Origin of the sequence: Dickeya parazeae Ech586, assembly GCF_000025065.1 — a bacterium.
GTDB classification, from domain to species: Bacteria; Pseudomonadota; Gammaproteobacteria; order Enterobacterales; family Enterobacteriaceae; genus Dickeya; species Dickeya zeae.
Genome location: NC_013592.1, coordinates 4,353,919 through 4,371,569 on the forward strand (window position 1 = coordinate 4,353,919; position 17,651 = coordinate 4,371,569).

Annotated in this window: 15 protein-coding genes; 9 read left to right on the forward strand and 6 right to left on the reverse strand. The window is 53.8% G+C overall.

The window, feature by feature from the left end; genetic code table 11:
* Positions 1 to 24 precede the first annotated feature (24 nt).
* The 4 genes from DD586_RS19000 (at position 25) to DD586_RS19015 (ending at position 5,187) form a co-directional block, all read left to right on the forward strand.
* Positions 25 to 1,734: a lysophospholipid acyltransferase family protein gene (locus tag DD586_RS19000; RefSeq protein WP_012886421.1), complete on the forward strand. Its 1,710-nt coding sequence runs from the start codon at positions 25 to 27 to the stop codon at positions 1,732 to 1,734.
* Between the two features lie 168 nt (positions 1,735 to 1,902).
* Positions 1,903 to 4,242, forward strand: a complete 2,340-nt coding sequence (locus tag DD586_RS19005) for a Tex family protein (RefSeq protein ID WP_012886422.1) — start codon at positions 1,903 to 1,905, stop codon at positions 4,240 to 4,242.
* Positions 4,243 to 4,400: 158 nt separating this feature from the next.
* On the forward strand, positions 4,401 to 4,862 hold the full coding sequence (locus tag DD586_RS19010; RefSeq protein WP_012886423.1) for an STM2901 family protein: 462 nt from the start codon (positions 4,401 to 4,403) through the stop codon (positions 4,860 to 4,862).
* Positions 4,852 to 5,187 carry a DUF1493 family protein gene (locus tag DD586_RS19015; RefSeq protein ID WP_012886424.1) on the forward strand — a complete coding sequence of 112 codons (336 nt, stop codon included), beginning with the start codon at positions 4,852 to 4,854 and terminating at the stop codon, positions 5,185 to 5,187. Before DD586_RS19010 ends, DD586_RS19015 begins: the two co-directional genes overlap by 11 nt.
* Before the next feature lie 86 nt (positions 5,188 to 5,273).
* On the opposite strand, the gene DD586_RS21595 is transcribed toward DD586_RS19015, so the two are convergent.
* Complete coding sequence (locus tag DD586_RS21595; RefSeq protein ID WP_012886425.1) at positions 5,274 to 5,756, reverse strand: Hcp family type VI secretion system effector; 483 nt, start codon at positions 5,754 to 5,756, stop codon at positions 5,274 to 5,276.
* Between the two features lie 159 nt (positions 5,757 to 5,915).
* Positions 5,916 to 6,695: a pimeloyl-ACP methyl ester esterase BioH gene (gene bioH, locus DD586_RS19020; RefSeq protein ID WP_012886426.1), complete on the reverse strand. Its 780-nt coding sequence runs from the start codon at positions 6,693 to 6,695 to the stop codon at positions 5,916 to 5,918.
* Positions 6,696 to 6,805: 110 nt separating this feature from the next.
* Here bioH and gntX point away from each other — a divergent pair, with 110 nt between their 5' ends.
* Positions 6,806 to 7,525 carry a DNA utilization protein GntX gene (gntX, locus tag DD586_RS19025; RefSeq protein ID WP_012886427.1) on the forward strand — a complete coding sequence of 240 codons (720 nt, stop codon included), beginning with the start codon at positions 6,806 to 6,808 and terminating at the stop codon, positions 7,523 to 7,525.
* A 56-nt stretch (positions 7,526 to 7,581) separates the two neighbouring features.
* Entirely contained in the window at positions 7,582 to 8,157 is a 576-nt protein-coding gene (gene nfuA / locus DD586_RS19030) for a Fe-S biogenesis protein NfuA (protein ID WP_012886428.1), read from the forward strand.
* 104 nt (positions 8,158 to 8,261) lie between these two features.
* On the opposite strand, the gene malQ is transcribed toward nfuA, so the two are convergent.
* The 4 genes from malQ to glpG form a co-directional block, all read right to left on the reverse strand.
* Positions 8,262 to 10,415, reverse strand: a complete 2,154-nt coding sequence (malQ, locus tag DD586_RS19035; RefSeq protein ID WP_012886429.1) for a 4-alpha-glucanotransferase — start codon at positions 10,413 to 10,415, stop codon at positions 8,262 to 8,264.
* 12 nt (positions 10,416 to 10,427) lie between these two features.
* On the reverse strand, positions 10,428 to 12,845 hold the full coding sequence (gene malP, locus DD586_RS19040) for a maltodextrin phosphorylase (protein ID WP_012886430.1): 2,418 nt from the start codon (positions 12,843 to 12,845) through the stop codon (positions 10,428 to 10,430).
* A 44-nt stretch (positions 12,846 to 12,889) separates the two neighbouring features.
* Positions 12,890 to 13,648: a DeoR/GlpR family transcriptional regulator gene (locus DD586_RS19045; RefSeq protein ID WP_012768014.1), complete on the reverse strand. Its 759-nt coding sequence runs from the start codon at positions 13,646 to 13,648 to the stop codon at positions 12,890 to 12,892.
* Positions 13,649 to 13,779: 131 nt separating this feature from the next.
* Positions 13,780 to 14,604: a rhomboid family intramembrane serine protease GlpG gene (gene glpG, locus DD586_RS19050; RefSeq protein ID WP_012886432.1), complete on the reverse strand. Its 825-nt coding sequence runs from the start codon at positions 14,602 to 14,604 to the stop codon at positions 13,780 to 13,782.
* Positions 14,605 to 14,882: 278 nt separating this feature from the next.
* On the opposite strand from glpG, the gene rbsK reads away from it, so the two are divergent.
* The 3 genes from rbsK to DD586_RS19065 all read left to right on the forward strand — a co-directional run bounded on the left by rbsK (position 14,883) and on the right by DD586_RS19065 (position 17,651).
* A complete protein-coding gene (gene rbsK, locus DD586_RS19055; protein WP_012886433.1) occupies positions 14,883 to 16,094 on the forward strand; it encodes a ribokinase in 1,212 nt (403 codons plus the stop codon).
* 55 nt (positions 16,095 to 16,149) lie between these two features.
* Positions 16,150 to 17,070: a dihydrodipicolinate synthase family protein gene (locus tag DD586_RS19060; protein WP_012886434.1), complete on the forward strand. Its 921-nt coding sequence runs from the start codon at positions 16,150 to 16,152 to the stop codon at positions 17,068 to 17,070.
* Positions 17,071 to 17,171: 101 nt separating this feature from the next.
* Positions 17,172 to 17,651, forward strand: a complete 480-nt coding sequence (locus DD586_RS19065; RefSeq protein ID WP_012886435.1) for a YhcH/YjgK/YiaL family protein — start codon at positions 17,172 to 17,174, stop codon at positions 17,649 to 17,651.

Below are 17,651 nucleotides of genomic sequence, written 5' to 3' on the forward strand. Positions count from 1 at the left end.
AACGGTGATTATGGAGGCCAATCTATGTTCAGCCTGGATACCATTCTGCAAGATCTCGCACCGCATCGTCCCACGCCGAACTGGCAGCGCTCCATTCTGCGCACGATGTTATTCGAAACCGAAATACAGGATTTTGCTCAGCGCTACCCGCACCTGAAAGGGTTGGATCTGGTAGAGCAGATTCTGGATCACTTCAGCCTTAACTGCGAAATGGTAGAGGGCGACCTGGAAAACATTCCCAGCCAGGGGCCGGTGGTGCTGGTGGCCAATCATCCGATTGGCTCGCTGGACGGACTCGCCTTACTGCGTACTGTCGCCAGCGTGCGCCCCGACGTGCGTATCGTCGCCAGTCAATTACTGTCCTATATCGGGCCGCTGAAAAAACTGTTTTTCTCGGTAGATAACTTCAGCAATCGTACCCGACGCCACCAGCTCGCCGCTATCCAGGAACATTTGGCCGCCGAGGGGGCAATCATTATGTTCCCAGCCGGTGAAGTCTCCCGCATGAGCCTGAAAGGCATCCGCGACGGTCACTGGCATAGTGGCTTTATTCGCATGGCAGCCAAAGCGCGTGCGCCGATAGTCCCAATACACATCAGCGGCCGTAACAGCAACCTGTTCTATCTCTCGTCGCTGATTTACCGCCCGTTATCCACCCTGTTGCTGGTGCGGGAAATGTTCCGCCAGCACGGCAACCGACTGCGTTTTCGCATTGGTGCGCAGATCCCCTACTCGACCTGGAATCAGGGCGAGTGGCAGCCCAATGACCTGGCCGCCCGTTTCCGTCGTCATGTCTACCGCCTGGGCCACGGTAAGCCCGGCTGTTTCGCTGGTGAAAAGCCGATTGCGCTTCCCGAAGAGCGCTCGCTGCTTAAACGTGCGTTAGAAAGCTGCGAAACGCTCGGCACCACGCCGGACGGCAAGAAAATTTATCTCTACCGTCGCGGCAGCGAAGATTATGTGCCTATCTTGCGTGAGCTGGGACGCCTGCGGGAAATCGCCTTTCGCGCCGTGGGGGAAGGCACTGGCAAACGCCGCGATCTCGATAGCTTCGATGACGACTACCTGCATCTGGTGCTATGGGATGAGCGCGAGCTGGAAATCGTTGGCGCTTACCGGTTCACGCCGACAGCACGCCTGCTGGCGGAAAAAGACATCGGCAGCCTGTACAGCCACAGCCTGTTCCAATATGGCGAAGAGATGGCCCCGGTGTTAGCCAGCGGTATTGAACTGGGCCGCAGCTTTATCCAACCCAAATACTGGGGAAAACGCGGTCTGGATTACCTGTGGCTGGGGATTGGCGCCTATCTGGCCCGCTACCCGGAATACCGTTATCTGTTTGGCCCGGTTTCCTTGTCCAGCACCTTACCGTCTACCGCGCGCGACCTGCTGATTGCCTTCTACCGCCTGCATTTCGCGCCCAGTCAGATGCTGGCCCGTTCGCGTCGGCCTTACCCGGCATCGTTGCCGGACGTATTGAGACAGTTTGAAGGGGACGACTACCAGCAGGATCTGACCCGGCTCAAAAGCATGCTCAGCAACATGGGATGCTCTATTCCTACCTTGTACAAACAGTACTCGGAAGTGTGCGAGCCAGGTGGCGTACAGTTTATCGATTTTGGCGTCGATCCGGACTTCAACAACTGCGTCGATGGTCTGGTACTGGTGGACTTACAGCAACTGAAACCTTCACGCTATCAGCGCTATATCGCACCATTCTGCGACAACGCGTAACCCGTTTGCGGGTCGGCATCCGTCGACCCGCCACAAACCCTCCATTTGTCTGACTGGCATTTTGTGCCGTCAATCCGTATAACTGTCCCCCAGTTGTCTATCCTTGCAACATTCATTATCTCGCTAATTACACTATCTTGTTGATAACACTATTTTGTTGATAACACTATGACGAATGCATTAAGCCAGATTATTGCCAGCGAATTGCAGGCGCGCACCGAGCAGGTGAGCGCAGCCATTCAACTGCTGGACGAGGGCAACACAGTCCCGTTTATCGCTCGCTACCGTAAAGAAGTGACCGGCGGGCTGGATGACACCCAACTGCGTCAGTTGGAAAGCCGCCTGTCCTACCTGCGCGAGCTGGAAGAACGCCGCCAGACCATCCTCAAATCCATTGAAGAACAGGGCAAGCTGACCGATGCGCTGGCCGCCTCCATCAACGGTACACTGAGCAAAACCGAGCTGGAAGACCTCTACCTGCCTTACAAACCGAAACGCCGCACCCGAGGACAAATCGCCATTGAGGCCGGGCTGGAGCCGCTGGCAGACAGCCTGTGGAACGACCCAACGCAAACACCAGAACAGGCGGCAGAGGCTTACATCAACGCCGAAAACGGTGTGGCCGACGTCAAAGCGGCGCTCGACGGTGCACGTTACATTCTGATGGAGCGCTTTGCCGAGGACGCCGCGCTGCTGGCCAAGGTGCGTGATTATCTGTGGAAAAACGCCCATCTGGTGTCCCGCGTAGTGGAAGGCAAAGAGGAAGAAGGCGCCAAATTCCGCGACTATTTCGATCACCATGAGCCACTATCGCAAGTGCCGTCGCACCGTGCGCTGGCGATGTTCCGTGGCCGCAACGAGGGTGTGTTGCAACTCTCATTGAATGCCGACCCGCAGTTTGACGAGCCGCCCAAAGAGAGCCACTGCGAGCAGATCATCATCGACCACCTGGGTCTACGCCTTGGCAATGCACCGGCAGACAGCTGGCGACGCGCCGTGGTGAACTGGACCTGGCGCATCAAGGTGCTGCTGCATCTGGAAACCGAATTGATGGGCAGCGTGCGTGAGAAAGCCGAAGACGAAGCCATTAACGTCTTCGCCCGCAACCTGCACGACCTGCTGATGGCAGCACCTGCCGGTATGCGCGCCACTATGGGGCTGGACCCCGGTCTTCGCACCGGTGTAAAAGTGGCGGTGGTGGATGCGACCGGTAAACTGGTGGCCACCGACACTATCTATCCGCACACCGGTCAGGCAGCCAAAGCCGCCGCCATCGTCGCCGCGTTATGCATCAAGCATCAGGTCGAGCTGGTCGCTATCGGCAATGGCACCGCGTCGCGCGAAACCGAACGCTTCTTCCTTGATACCCAGAAGCAGTTCCCGGAAGTGAAAGCGCAGAAGGTGATCGTCAGCGAAGCGGGGGCTTCAGTCTATTCGGCCTCTGAACTGGCAGCGCTGGAGTTCCCGGGTCTGGACGTATCGCTGCGCGGCGCGGTATCTATCGCTCGTCGCCTGCAAGACCCGCTGTCCGAACTGGTCAAGATCGACCCGAAATCCATCGGTGTCGGCCAGTACCAGCATGACGTCAGCCAGACTCAACTGGCGAAAAAACTCGATGCGGTGGTGGAAGACTGCGTGAACGCCGTCGGCGTCGATCTGAACACCGCCTCGGTACCGCTGCTGACCCGTGTGGCGGGCCTCACCCGGATGATGGCGCAAAACATCGTCAATTGGCGTGATGAAAACGGCCGTTTCAACAACCGTGCGCAGTTGCTGAAAGTCAGCCGCCTCGGCCCGAAAGCCTTCGAGCAATGCGCTGGCTTCCTGCGTATTAACCACGGCGATAACCCGCTCGATGCCTCCACCGTCCACCCGGAAGCCTACCCGGTGGTGGAGCGTATTCTGGCGGCAACCGAGCAGAAACTGCAGGATCTGATGGGCAACGCCAGCGCGCTGCGCAACCTGAAACCGGCCAGCTTCACCGACGATCGCTTCGGGGTGCCAACGGTGACCGACATCATCAAAGAGCTGGAAAAACCGGGTCGCGACCCGCGCCCTGAATTCAAAACCGCCAGCTTCGCCGACGGGGTGGAAACCCTCAACGACCTGACGCCGGGCATGATTCTGGAAGGTGCTGTCACCAACGTCACCAACTTTGGTGCGTTTGTGGATATCGGCGTACATCAGGATGGGTTGGTGCACATCTCTTCACTGTCGGATCGCTTCGTGGAAGACCCACATCAGGTGGTGAAAGCCGGTGACATCGTTAAGGTGAAAGTGCTGGAGGTCGACCTGCAACGCAAGCGCATCGCGCTGACCATGCGGCTGGACGAACAACCGGGCGAAGGCAACAACCGTCGCGGCGGCGGACGCGAGCGCGACAACGCGAATGCCTCCCGCCCAGCGTCACAGGCGGGCAATAAGGCACGCCCACGCCAGACCAGCAGCACCCCAGCCGGTAACAGCGCCATGAGCGACGCACTGGCGGCGGCGTTTAAGAAACGGTAATAGCCCTTGTCAGGGTTCAGGCTCGATAGCCTGAACCCTGTATGTAGAAATTAGAAGCAGTGACTGGCGAGTCATGCCTGAATGATGTACCTATGCTAAAATACAACAATCTTCATTGAGACTCACTGTATAAAAATCACTTCAAAAGGGAATTACACATGGATACAGTGGAAGAAATAGGTGGAACATATTTTTACAATGGGATGATAAATTTAAGCGCAGGAGAGTTATTCTTCTGGATTATGGTTGATGAAACCATGAAGCGCTTTGGCATTGACGATGCCCTCGCGATGAGCATGATTCTTTTAGGGCGAAATGACCAAGACACAAGAAGAAAACCGTCCGGAGCAATAAAGGGAACGTCATTATCTAGCATATACTCAAGGCGAATATTCAAAAAAACAAAAATCCCAATGGGAATATCATTACCAACAATTATCGGTGGTCCAATACAAGGATTAAAAGTAAGATTTGTCAGGAATTTAGGGACATTTGTTGGCAGGACAATACCTGTATTAGGCTGGGGTATATTAATTTGTGATGTAAGTACCATATCCTATAATACTGTTCGGCATTACAATAAAATAGCCAGAGTAGAGGACAAGTTATATGGGAATTAACAAGAATAAAATAATTAAACTGGTAGAGAAACACGCCGGATTTTCAATAACCCCATATCAAAATAAAATAACAGAAGAAACTCTAATAAACTCAGAATTTGATTTTGATGATGATGAGATACAAGCATTGATGTCTGAATTCTTCGAAGAGTTCAACGTCAACCCAGATGGTTTTAATATAAATAATTATTATTATGATTATTCAGACCATAGTTTTCTTTCTCTTTTAAACCCATTTAAAAAGGTTGAAAAACCAGCATTAAAAGCATTGTCTATAGCAATGCTTATAGAATCCGCAAAATTAGGGCATTGGCTTTACGATTAACCTCCGAAGTGAATATTATACCCGTCGCACGTCAAGTTTTAACCCAAGGTATAACCTTCGGAGGTTATTGAAAATAAAAAATTAATCTATTCGTTAATTCCATCATGCCAGATACTATAACCAGAAGTACCGGCAGCCTTATGCGACCAAGATATGCTTTTATATTTAAGCATAATTTCTTCATACGGGATTGATTCTGTATTATTTATGGAGTGTGGATACGATGAAGATACAGATACCACTCTGGCATCAGCCAATGTTAATTCATAAAAAACCTCCAGCTTCCCAGCCGAATTCGTTCTATAGAAGAAAATTTTTGCCGTTAATTTTTCATTTGAGGTAATGGATACACCTAACAATGGAGAAGATTTATCGATAGGCTTTACTAATTGTATCGGATGATGAGCGACATTATCATCTCGTGTTATCGTATGGTTCAATCCTAATACCTGTATCTGATCTTCGTGTCCAGACTGGTAACGATTACCGATAGAATCTATAGTAGAACAGCCAGAAGAAATCAATCCCTGCTGATCGCCTTCTAAAGTTAGATAAATAATATATGACATTTTTACATCCTTTTCTCTATTCAATCATCCACGTGTAATACTTTCTTTTAAAACTGGCATTATAAACATTACATCGAGCTGATTTAAATATAGCAACCGAATCGCCGAGATCCTTGTATCATAATCCTTGCATTTCGATAAACCACGCCCATGAATCGACTACACCAACAGATTTTCCCCCACAAACCCCACCACATGCTCCACAAACACCTCCGGGTGGGAGATAAACGGTGCGTGGGAGGCTTTCGGTATCACGACCGAAGTGGAGTGCGGGTACTGTTCGTCCATCAGCGCGGCAACTTTACGCGGCACCAACCCATCGAGTGCGCCATACACACGCAGGAATGGCGTCGTCAGACCGGCCAGTTCCTGGCGTAAATCCACCCGACGTAGAATCTCCAGCCCGCCGTCCAGCACTTCCACGGTGGGTGACGGTTGCGTCGTGACGACCGCCTTCAATAGACGCGCGTCTTTTCTGGCACTTTCGGTACCCAACGTTTGCAACGCCAGAAACCGCTCGATAGTGCCGGAAAAATCCTCGTTCAGTAGTTGCTGAAAACCGGACAACACCAGCGGCTTGATACCGGGCCATTCATCTGCGGCCTCAAAACGGGGTGAAGAGGCTACGGTAATCAACGCGCTGACCCGCTCTGGCGCGCGGATCGCCGCCAGACTTGCGACCAGTCCGCCCAGCGACCACCCCAGCCAGACAGCTCGCGCGGGTGCACTTGCCAGTACCGTCTCGGTCATCTCCTCCAGCGACATAGCGGGGAACCCCTGACTCTGACCATAACCCGGTAAATCCACACAATGCAGGCGAAAATGCGGTGCCAGCCGCACCACAATGTTGTTCCACACTTTCGAATTCATTCCCCAGCCATGCAGCATCACAAGTTCGCATGCGCCTTCTCCTTGCGTGTACCAGTGCAATGATTCCATGAGTTATTGTGTCCTCCGTCGGAAGTAGAGTAGTTCAGAAGTAGAGTAGTCCAGAAATAAAATAGTTCAGGCCATGCTGCCCGCGGCCTGATGACTCAGGGAACGAGACAATGTTGACGATCATGGCACAGTGCTGGCTCTGCCAGCAGCCGCTCTATCATAGTCATCACGGAATTTGCAGTCACTGCTGCCGTCATCTGCCCCAACCACTTGTCTGCTGTCCACGCTGCGGGTTGCCTTCGGCGTCGGGGATCCTGCCGTGTGGACGGTGCCTGCAACAACCGCCGCCATGGCAGTCGCTCCTGTCTGTCAGCGACTACCGGCCGCCGCTCAGCCACCTCATTAAGCGCTTCAAACTTCAGGGACGTAGTGAGCTGGCTCCGACGCTGGCGCGGCTGGTGCTGTTGCAATGGCAGGGATGTCGCCGGGATACGGTTCTGCGCCTTCCCGACGCTTATCCCCGCCCTGATGCTATCGTCACTGTTCCGCTACACCGACGGCGTCACTGGCGTCGAGGGTTCAACCAAACCGACCTGATCGCACGCTGGCTGGCACACTGGCTGGGATGCGCCTATGACCCTGATACGTTGACTCGCGTGCGTCATACCGTTCCCCAGCAATCACTGGGAGCCCGTTCGCGACGTCACAACCTGCGCGGCGCGTTCCGATGTCGACAGGATGCCATCAGCCAGCGCGTCGCTGGCAAACGGTTAGTGTTGCTGGACGATGTGGTGACCACGGGCAGCACGGCGGCGGAGGTCAGCCGCACGCTGTTGCGTGCCGGTGCGCAACACGTTCAGGTATGGTGTGTATGTCGCACCTTGTCGTAACCGCCGGGATGGGCGTATTATAACCAACTAGCGTAGTCAACTATTGAGTTAACATTATGATTCGTATTACCGACGCTGCTCAGGAGCATTTTGCCAAACTGCTGGCAAAACAGGAGGAAGGCACCCAGATTCGTGTCTTCGTTATCAATCCCGGTACACCTAATGCCGAGTGTGGGGTGTCTTACTGCCCGCCCGATGCCGTCGAGCCGAACGATACCGAGCTGAAGTTTGAGAAATTGTCTGCCTATGTAGATGAACTCAGCGCACCGTATCTGGAAGACGCCGAGATCGACTTTGTGACCGACCAGTTGGGTTCGCAACTGACCCTAAAAGCGCCGAACGCCAAGATGCGCAAAGTCGGTGATGATGCTCCGCTGATGGAACGGGTGGAATATGTGTTGCAGTCTCAGATTAACCCGCAACTGGCGGGCCACGGTGGCCGCGTATCACTGATGGAAATCACCGAAGAAGGCTACGCCATTTTGCAGTTTGGTGGCGGTTGCAACGGCTGTTCGATGGTGGATTACACGCTGAAAGAGGGCATCGAGAAAGAGTTGCTGGAAAAATTCCCGGAGCTGAAAGGGGTACGCGACCTGACTGAACATCAGCGCGGTGAGCACTCCTATTATTAAGCGGGCGCCTATTCAGCCACTGTGGTTTTGATTGTCATGAGCGGTCAGTCATCTGGCCGCTCATCGTTTCTGTTATCTGTTAACCCCGCCGACGCGTACTCTCGTCACTCAGGCTTTTTTGTCTGTTCCTGCTTTCCATTATCCTCCGGCGTATCCGCTGGTTTGACTGTCTTTTTGGTTCGAGACGGCACCGGGCCACCACGGCGTAAATCAATATCCCGAATCAGCCGTTCCAGATAACGGTCAGTGAAAATGGAATCCAGCGGACGACTCAGCTTACGTCGCCAGTTGGGGTATTCCTGGTTAGTACCAGGTACATTTACCGGCGTCGCCATGTCCAGCCAGTCTTCAAGCTGCAACCCCAATAATGCACTGGCGCTGTCCGCCAGATAACGCTGCACACCCCGGTTAAGCTGGGCGCTCATGGTGGTCAGCGATGCATTACGCCCAACACGCTGGGGTAGCAGTCCCTGTTCATGCAATGCATCCAGCAGCCCTTGCTTGGCGCGTTCACGTGCATCGTGCTGCTGCTTCAACAACGCCTCTGAGGGGTATAACCCAAGATCTTTGCCCAACGTCAGATCGACCCCTTGCCAGTAGCCGCGTAACGTCGCCAGATCGTGTGTGGTGATGGTTGCCATCGAACGGGCCGGGTACTCATCCGGGGTACGAAAACGATCGTGCTGATCCTTTTCAAAAAACAGGACCTTATAAGAATAGATACTGTTGTCGCGCAGCTTGTTGACGATCTCCTCCGGTACGGTGCCCAGATCCTCACCGATCACCAGACAGCGGTGACGATGGCTTTCCAACGCCAGGATCCCCAGCAAGTCATCCACCGGATAAAGCACGTAGGCACCACGGTTCGCCGTGCCGCCATTGAGGATCCACCACAGACGCAACAGCCCCATTACGTGGTCGATACGTAATGCGCCACTGTGCGCCATATTGCTGCGCAGCAAATCGATAAACGGCTGATACCCACGCTGGCGCAACCGCGTCGGGTGCATCGGCGTCAGGTTCCAGTTTTGCCCTCCCGGCCCCAGCGGATCCGGCGGGGCGCCGATGGTCACCGACAGGCAATGCAACTGCTGGTCGCTCCAGGTATCAACGCCGCCCTGCGCGACGCCCACCGCCACATCACGATAGAGGCCTATCGGCATACCCAGTTGTTTACTATGGGAAAAACAGGTCGCCAGTTGTTCATGTGCCAGCCATTGCAACCAGCAATAGAACTGCACATCGTCGGCGTGTTCCTGTCGAAAACGCAGTGTAGCGTCGCTGCGGGCATCGTGGTATTCCTGCGGCCATTGCAGCCAGTCAGCAGCCGGTTTGCCTTGCAGCTTCATCCAGTCCTGTAACGCATCATAGGTGGCCTGTTGTAGCAGACTTTCATCGTGGGTTTTCAGGAACTGCAAAAAAGCGGTTTTGCGCGGATCCAGCGCGCTACGGCCGGTAAAGTGACCAAATGCCAGACGCAATGCGGTCAGTTTCAGGTGGGTAACGGCGGTGTAATCCACCCATCGGCTGGCGCGGACCGCCGTCAGTTGTCGTTGGATGTCGTCTTGCATCCACCAGGCCTGGGCCGCCTGACTCTGATGAAAATCATCCACCTGATTCACATCGATATAGATAATATTCAGCCAGTTACGCGAAGAAGGACTGTACGGGCTGGCGGCTTCCGGCTCTGCCGGATACAACGCATGCAGCGGATTAAGGCCGACAAAAGCGCCCCCCCGGCGCGCCACCTGCTCCACCAGCGTTTTTAGATCGCCAAAGTCGCCGACTCCCCAGTTATCCGACGAGCGCAGGGTATACAGCTGTACCATGACGCCCCACCAGCGCTTCCCCTGTATCAGCGGGTCCGGCTCGTAGCAGCGTGTCGGCGCGACAATCACCCGACAGGACCACTGTTGCTCACCCTGCGTTAGCATCAGCTGGTGATAGCCAAGCGGCAGAGTGTCCGGTAACACCAACGTTGCCTGACCACCTGAACGGCCTTCGATAATGCCGCCTTTTTCAAAGATGAGCGTCCAGATATAGTCGCCCTCGCCACGCAACGGCAGCCGGTGCTGCTGCCCCTGACGAAACACACATACCGAAGGCAAGGGTGACGCCGTCGGTTCCGCCACATCCAGCAAGTGCAGCAACGCCTTACGCGTGTCGCTGTCTATCGCCTGTTCATTACCGTAAGCATCTTTATAGGTATCAGCGATCCCCTGATAGTGGGGTACAGATTTTTTTGCTTTCAACGCCATGGTATTGATTCCTTAATCACGCATCGTCCAGATGCGTTTCTGATAATCATGAATTGCCCGATCAGCACTGAACATGCCCATATGAGCCGTGTTCAGAATGCAGCGACGCGTCCATTCATCAGGTTCACGATACAGTTCATCCACACGCTGTTGAGCCTGGCAGTAAGGGGCGAAATCAGCCAACACCAGATAGGGATCACCCAGTTTTAGCAGGCTATCGAGCAAAGGGGCGAACGCCGTTTTATCTCCATGGCTGAACTTTCCTTTCCCCAGTTCAGTCAGGATTTCCTTTAATAGTGGATTCTCGGCAATGTAACGGGTGGGTTTATAGCCGTCGGCAATCAACGCTTTTACCTGCTCGACAGTATGACCGAAGATGAACATATTCTCTGCACCGACTTCCTGCGCCATCTCCACATTGGCACCATCCAGCGTCCCTACCGTCAGGGCACCATTCAGCGCCAGTTTCATATTCCCTGTCCCGGATGCTTCCTTGCCTGCGGTGGAAATCTGCTCTGATACATCGGCTGCCGGAATAATCCTCTCCGCCAGCGAGACACGGTAATCCGGTAAAAAAACCACTTTCAGGCGATCGTTGACCCGTTTGTCCCGGTTAATGTGTTCCGCCACACAGTTGATGGCATAAATAATATTTTTTGCCAGGACATAGCCCGGCGCCGCCTTGGCACCAAACAGGAAAAGGCGCGGCACGATATCCAATCCAGGGTCGGTAAGCAATCGCTTATATAACGATAAAATGTGCAGTAAATTCAGATGTTGCCGCTTATATTCATGCAACCGTTTGATTTGCACATCAAACAACGCGCTCGGATCGATATGGATGCCGTAATCGCGCCGTAAAAATTGTGCCAGTTGCGTTTTATTGTCCTGTTTGATGCGGCGATAACGCGCCTGAAACGCACTATCCTGTGCGTAGGGAGCCAGCCCCTCCAGTAGCGTAAGCCGGTTACCCCATTCGGTACGCAGGGTGTCGTCTATCAGTGAAGACAGTGCCGGATTGCACTGTTTTAGCCAACGGCGCGGCGTAATACCGTTGGTAACGTTATGAAATTTCGTCGGCCACAACTGGTGGTATTCCGGGAACAAGTCGCGAACCACCAGATCCGAGTGCATCTGCGCGACGCCGTTCACCGCAAAACACGCCACCACGCACAGGTTCGCCATTCTCACCTGACGGCGATACACCACCGCCAGCCGCGCCCAGACACGCTTATCACCCGGCCAGCGAGCCTCCACCTGTTGGCGCAGATGCGCATTAATGGTTTTGATTATCGACAGATGACGCGGTAATAACCGACCGAACAGCCGTTCATCCCAGCACTCCAGCGCTTCCGGCATCAGGGTATGATTGGTGTAGGCAAATAAGCGCCCGGTCAGTTGCCAGGCCTGCTCCCACGGTAATTCATAGTCGTCCAGCAACACGCGCAGGGTTTCGGGAATCGCCAGCGTCGGGTGGGTATCGTTTAGCTGCACCACCTCATAATCGGGTAATGTCGCCAGCGGTCGTCCGGCACGTTCATGCCGCCGGAAGATATCCGCGACCGCGCAGGCACATTGGAAATACTGCTGCATCAGGCGCAGTCTTTTACCTGCGGCATGATTGTCGTTCGGGTACAGCACTTTGGTCAGGCTGGCGGCGTCGATACCCCGCTGCTCGGCTTTCAGATAATGGCCCGCATTAAACTGTTCAAGGTCAAACGGCTCACTGTGGGTAGCTTGCCACAGCCGCAACGGCTGTACACGGCCATTGAGATAACCGATAACCGGGATATCGGTGGCTTCGCCGATAACGACCTGATCTGGAATCCAACGCTCGCGGCCATCCGGCTGGATGACCAACTCACCGCCGAAACCGACTTCTACCGCTAGCTCTGGGCGTGGACGCGCCCAGGGATAACAGTCGCGCAGCCAGTCATCCGGGGTTTCACGCTGGAAACCGGCCTCAAAATGCTGGCGGAACAAACCATACTGGTAATGCAGGCCGTAGCCTATCGCCGGTTGTCCGACTGTCGCCATCGCGTCCAGATAACAAGAGGCCAATCGCCCCAACCCACCATTACCCAGCGCCGGGTCCGTTTCCTGTTCCAGCACATCACTCAACGCCAGCCCGTGCCCGGCCAGCACCTCCGCCACCGCGTCATACCACCCCAGATTGAGCAGATTATTGCCGGTCAGGCGGCCTGGCAGAAACTCCATCGACAGATAGTTCACATGCCGCGATATCGACGTGGCGGCATCTGGTGGAGACGGTTCGGCAGCTATCAACACATCCAGTTGCTCCGTCAGCGCCGCACTCACCAATTGCCAGCACTGGCGTAACGACAGTGCCTGTAACGACGGCTGAGCGAGAGCCTGCAACTGGCGTTGCAACGCCGCGGTAAACTGGGAAGGATTGAATAAGGGTGACATCGTGCCTCTCTCCTTTGCGGGTGATGGAAAAAGGCACGTCGGGATCAGCACAACTCCAACTGTACCTTATGTTGTTCGATGATTTTCAGCACACTGGGTGGCGGTAACTGATCGGTAAAAAGATAGTCGATCAAATCCATGTTGCCCAAATTGACCATCGCATTACGGCCGAACTTGGAATGGTCCGTCACCAACATCACGCAACGGGAGTTTTCGATGATTGCACGCTTGGTGCGAACCTCGTGGTAGTCAAACTCCAGCAACGAGCCATCCATATCAATGCCACTGATGCCCAAAATGCCGAAATCGAGCCTGAACTGAGAAATAAAATCCAGCGTGGCTTCGCCAATGATGCCGCCATCGCGGCTGCGCACCTCGCCTCCCGCCAGTATCAGGCGAAAGTCTTCTTTGGCGGTCAGTAACGTTGCCACATTCAGGTTATTGGTGACCACGCGTAAATCCTTATGGTTCATCAGCGCGTGAGCCACCGCTTCCGGTGTCGTACCGATATCTATAAAAAGCGTAGCACCATCCGGAATTTGACTGGCGACCTGCCTCGCAATCCTGGCTTTTTCATCAGACCACATCATTTTTCGATCATGGTAAGCGGTATTGACTGAACTGGAGGGCAACGCCGCGCCACCATGATGGCGGTGGATCTTGTTTTGTTCCGCCAGATCGTTCAGATCCCGGCGGATGGTCTGTGGGCTGACTGCAAAATGTTCCACCAGCTCTTCGGTACTGACGTATCCCTGCCGACGCACCAGATCGATAATGGCGTCGTGCCGCTGTGTTTGCTTCACATTGATCCCCTCAAACGCCGACATGACCTCATGTCGGCCAACTAAGAAACCGCGCGCAGTATAAAAATGCACACGGCAGTAGCCACGCGGCTCTACACCACGTATCAGGCTGCGGTAACGGTATGATAGCGTTAACGGCGGTGCTGGCGCGTATCCCACCACGCCATCAACACGCCAATGACCAACCCCGAGGCATGCGCCGCATTCGCGATAGACATGCCCAAAATATCGAAATACCCGGCCACCAGCCATACCAGCGCGAACGCCATCAGGCCGCGTTGAAGGTGCAGCGGCCCGCCCGGCTCACGCTCGCCACGTAACCAGACATACCCCATCAGGGCGTATACCACGCCGGACAAACCACCGAAATAAACGCCGCTGAACCAGGACTGTACCCACCCGCTGATCGCGGATGACAACAGTAGAATCACACACAATCGCCGGGTACCTAAGACACGCTCCACCGGGCCGCCGAGATACCACCACCACATCAGATTGAACAGCAGATGCAGCAGCGAAAAATGCAACAACGCATGACTGAACCAGCGCCAGAGTTGCAGAGTCTGGGTGCTATCTGGGAAGGCCAGCAGCGTCATCATGCGATTAACACCATAAACCTGCATCAACAGGTAAACCGCAATGGCGACCACCAGCATGCCCAGCGTCAACGGCCCAGCACGCTGACGCAAGGTTTGCAGATAGGAATACGACGGGTAACGAAGCCCGCTGTTAGTGGTGCCGCTCTGCCAGCTGGCGGCCTGATAGCGTTCATGCCACGGCTCTTGCAGGAAGCGCTCCAGCTCCTGCTTTACCCGCGCCTGCTGGCTTTCGTCCGGCAGCCAGATATCGACTTCATTCCCGTTAATACGGGCCACCAGCCGGATCTGCTGCGTGTGCATATAGTCGACAAACGCCTGCGCCAGACGCGGATTGGATAGCGCAACAATTCGAATCATGACAATAGCCCAACGCTTCCCGCCAATGAATGTATGTTTTCGATTCTAAAACATTTGTCACTCGGAACGCAGCGCAATAACCGCTGATTATCTTGCCTATTTCAATATCAGTGTGACGGCTTTCACATCTCGCCACCCTGCGTACTGACAGCCTCTCTTGTTGCCCGGTAGATGTAGTGGGGATTTTTGTTTACTTCCGTTTTATCCGACATCCTATGATCACGGTCACTTTTCAACCAGGACGGCTCCATTACTCTCATTCAAGAGGTGTTAACGGTATGTTTCTTGAAGAACGCAGAAACAAGATTCTGGACTATCTGGATCAACATGATCGCGTCAGCGTGGAGTATCTGGCCGAGGTTTTTTCTGTCACCAGAGAAACCATCCGCAGTGATCTGAATGCGCTGGCCCGACAGCGATTAGTTCAACGCTGTCACGGCGGTGCCATTATTATTCGGCGCAGTCTGCAATCTCAGCTGATTACCGAAACCGGGAAAGACTTCGAAGTCCTGTTAAAAAAAATAAAGAATCAGGTCAGAAATAGAAGTATCCGAAAAAAGGATAAAACCATGAAAGGTAAAGTCTGTATTCTTGGTTCGTTTAATGTGGATATTGTTGCCAGGGTCGCCCGTTTTCCTAAAGGCGGAGAATCATTGTTGGCGCAAGGCAGTGCTTTGGGGCCAGGAGGAAAAGGCGCGAATCAGGCGATGGCGGCCAGTATGGCCGGTGCAAAAGTACATTTCGTGTCTAAAGTGGGAAAAGACCAATTCAGTCATTTCGCGTATGAGCATTTATCAAAATCCCCTATTCATTCCTTTAAATTATACCAGTCAGAAACAGAACCCACCGGCAATGCGATTATTTATGTCTCGCAACAAAACGGCGAAAATATGATTGCCATTTATTCCGGGGCGAATAAAACACTGACCGACGAAGAAATCGCTGAGATTATGCCTGACCTGGAAGACGCAGATGTGTTATTGCTGCAAATGGAAAATAACTTCCCGGCGACCTTGAGCGCCATGAAATTAGCCAGAGCGCTCGACACCCGAATTATCCTGAATCCGGCACCGTATTCCGATGACGTCGTATCCTGCCTCGACTATGTGGATATCATCACCCCAAATGAAACGGAAGCCTCGCTCTTATCCGGTATTGAGATCAGTAATCTTGAGAGTGCCAGACAAGCCGCGCAAAAAATCCATGCGCTTGGTGCCGCGCGGGTGATAATCACCATGGGTGCCAATGGCGCCCTGCTATTTGACGGCCAGCAATTTCAGCATATCCCGGCCTTTCCTGCCGTCAGCGTGGATACCACCGGCGCTGGTGATGCGTTCAACGGCGCCTTCGCTGCGGCCGTCGCCGCCGGGCAGAGCGTGGCGCAGGCCGCCACGTACGCAAATGCGTTTGCCTCTCTGGCGGTCGAACGGGAAGGTGCGGCCAATATGCCAACGCATCAGCAAGTGACGAACCGGCTGGCGCAACGCTAATCCCCACACCCTATTTTAAACACCCCGAAGCGGTTTTCGGGCAAGGAGAAAGAGAATGAAAAGCATCGAAGGCATCGTTCCCGTCATGCTGACCCCGTTTAACACCAGAAATGAAATAGACTACCCCGGTCTGGCGAAGCTGATCGACTGGTATCTGGACAAAGGCGTGGACGCACTGTTCGCCGTCTGTCAGTCCAGCGAAATGCTGTTTCTCAGCCTGGAGGAGCGCGTGAGCCTGGCGCGTTTCGTTGTCGAACAGGTTGCAGGGCGCATACCGGTTATCGCATCCGGTCACATCAGCGACGACATCAATGACCAGATAGCCGAATTGCAGGCGATGGCGGAAACCGGCATCGACGCACTGGTGTTGGTCACCAACCATCTGGACCCGAAAAACCAGGGATCGGCGACGTTCTTTGAGACGCTGGAGACCTTGCTGGCATCCCTGCCTGCGACGTTGCCGCTCGGCCTGTACGAGTGCCCGGCACCGTATCGCCGACTGTTAACCGATGAAGAGTTGATGCACTGCGCCAACAGCGGCCGCTTTGTGGTACTCAAAGACGTGAGCTGCGACCTGCCAACGGTAGAACGTCGGGTGAAACTCACGGCAGGCACACCGCTGAACATCATCAACGCCAACGCCGCCATCGCGTTTCCGGCAATGCGCGCCGGTTCCAAAGGCTTTAGCGGTGTGTTCACCAATTTCCACCCGGAGCTCTATCAGTGGCTTTATTCCCAAAGCCAGCAGCAACCAGAACTGGCGCAGGAACTGGCGACCTTCCTGTCACTGGCGGCAGTGACCGAAACGTTGGGCTACCCCAAAAACGCCAAGATTTACCACCAGCGTCTGGGGACTTTCGAGCACGATAACTGCCGGGTCACCAGCGATAATGTGCTGGAAAAATTCTGGGCCTTGTCGGTGATCCTCGATCAGATCCGCCAGGGAACAGAGCATTACCAACAAAAAATCCAATAACGATAACGTCACTTTTTTACCGGCGTATTGTCCGGCAGGTGGAAATATCCCCCCTGCCGGTTTAATGACACAACCTTGTCGCTCACCAGGAATAACCCTCTATGATTATTTGCGATCAACAAGACTGGGCTCAGGAAAAATACGCGTTACATCCGATTATTCACCAGGCCATCGATTATATCTCTACCACCGATTTCGCCGTTATGGCGACCGGTAAATATGACATTATCCCCGGAAAGATGTTCTGTCTATTACAGGAGTTCACCACCGAACCAGCCGCGGACAGGCTGGCAGAATCGCATTTCCAGTATGTCGATATTCAATATTTATTACAGGGAGAAGAAACTATCGGCGTTGCACGAGGTAGCCGTCGTAATACCGTGATTGAAGATAAAAGCGAGCAGCACGATATTGTTTTTTATCGTGAGACTCAAAACGAAAGTTTTATTTCACTAACACCAGGCATGTTTGCCGTTTTCTTTCCAGAAGATCTACATCGGCCATGTTGCCAAAGCAATGGTCCCTCTTTTATTCGAAAAGCAGTTATTAAAATTCACATCAGTTTATTTACGGATTGCTGA